Genomic DNA, 1,755 nt, shown 5'->3' on the forward strand with positions numbered 1-1,755 from the left:
GTTCCTTGAACCGCTGGAACAGACTCGCCAACAGCCCGCCGCGCCCGATCTCCTCTATTGCTTCGCACTGTTGAAACAGGGCCGGCTCGACTATCTGGTCCAGAAGGCGGTGGAGATGGGCGCAGGCGTTCTGCAGCCGGTGATCACCCAGCATACGCAAGTTTCCCGCATAGGGACCGAGCGAATCGAGACCAACGCGATCGAAGCAGCAGAACAATGCGGCGTGCTAGCGATCCCGCAAACGCGTGAACCTGCAAAGCTTGAAAAGCTGCTTGAGGGCTGGGACAACCAGCGCCGCCTCATTTTCTGCGATGAGGGACATGACACGCACAATCCCCTGCCACTGCTGCAATCGCTTCCGCGCGGCCCGCTTGGTGTCCTCATCGGTCCGGAAGGAGGCTTTTCCGACCAGGAACGCGAAACCCTGCGAAAGCTGCCCTTTGTGACCGCTATTCCATTGGGTCCGCGCATCCTGCGCGCAGATACAGCCGCCGTTGCGGCCCTCGCCTTGATTCAGGCGACGATAGGCGATTGGTGAGTTACAAATACTCTTGATGAGACCATAAGCGAAATTTGCTTGCGCTCCTGCACGAAAACGGTCAATCACGCGCGACGATCTCATCATCTCGGAAAGCACCATCCATGGCGCGCGATACGACAGACGAAACACCGATCACCGGCACCGAAGAACTGGCTGCCTATCTTGCACAGGGATCGAGGCCGGAGTCCGACTGGCGCATCGGCACGGAGCATGAGAAGTTCCCATTTTACACGGAAGACAACAGCCCGGTACCCTATGAAGGACCGCGCGGAATTCGCGCGATCCTCGAAGGCATGAAGTCCAAGCTTGGCTGGGAGCCGATCATCGACGAAGGCAATATCATTGGCCTCGTCGAGCCAACCGGCCAAGGCGCGATCTCGCTGGAGCCGGGCGGACAATTCGAGCTTTCCGGTGCACCGCTTCTCACCATTCATCAGACCTGCCGCGAATCCAACGCCCATCTGGCGCAGGTGCGCGAAATCGCCGAGCCACTTGGCATTCGTTTCCTTGGCCTTGGCGGTAGCCCCAAATGGACGCTCGCCGAAACGCCGCGCATGCCGAAATCGCGCTACAACATCATGTCCAACTATATGCCGAAAGTTGGCAAGGACGGACTGAACATGATGTACCGCACTTGCACGATCCAGGTGAACCTCGATTTCTCGTCCGAAACGGATATGCGCCGCAAGATGCAGGTTTCGGTGAAGTTGCAATCCATCGCGACGGCCCTGTTTGCGATGTCGCCTTTTACCGAGGGCCGGCCGAACGGGCTTCTGTCATGGCGTTCAAACATATGGCGCGATACGGACAACAATCGCTCGGGCGTTCTACCGTTCATCTTCAACGAGAATTTCGGCTTTGCTGACTACGTCGAATGGGCACTCGACGTGCCCATGTATTTTGTCATGCGCCATGGCCGCTATTATGATTGTACCCACGTGACATTCCGTCAATTCATGAACGGCGCTCTGAAGGATTCCATCCCGGAAGGCATACCGAACATGGGCGACTGGACAAATCATTTGTCGACCCTGTTTCCGGAAGTGCGGCTGAAGCGTTTCCTCGAAATGCGCGGCGCCGATGGCGGACCGTGGCGGCGCATTTGCGCGCTCCCGGCTTTCTGGGTTGGGCTGCTCTACGATGCAGAGGCGTTGGATGCAGCAGAAGCCATGACCTATGACTGGACCTACCCGGAAGTACAGGCGCTGCGCGAC

Annotated in this window: 2 protein-coding genes; both read left to right on the forward strand. The window is 58.1% G+C overall.

The window, feature by feature from the left end; all coding sequences use genetic code 11:
- On the forward strand, window positions 1-538 hold a 538-nt coding region (locus ACXJ5O_RS25890; RefSeq protein WP_457302408.1), incomplete at its 5' end, for a 16S rRNA (uracil(1498)-N(3))-methyltransferase.
- A 104-nt stretch (window positions 539-642) separates the two neighbouring features.
- Window positions 643-1,755 (forward strand): glutamate--cysteine ligase (locus tag ACXJ5O_RS25895; RefSeq protein WP_457302409.1); only part of this gene is annotated, 1,113 nt, incomplete at its 3' end.

The sequence above is a fragment of the Phyllobacterium sp. P5_D12 genome (assembly GCF_054049495.1).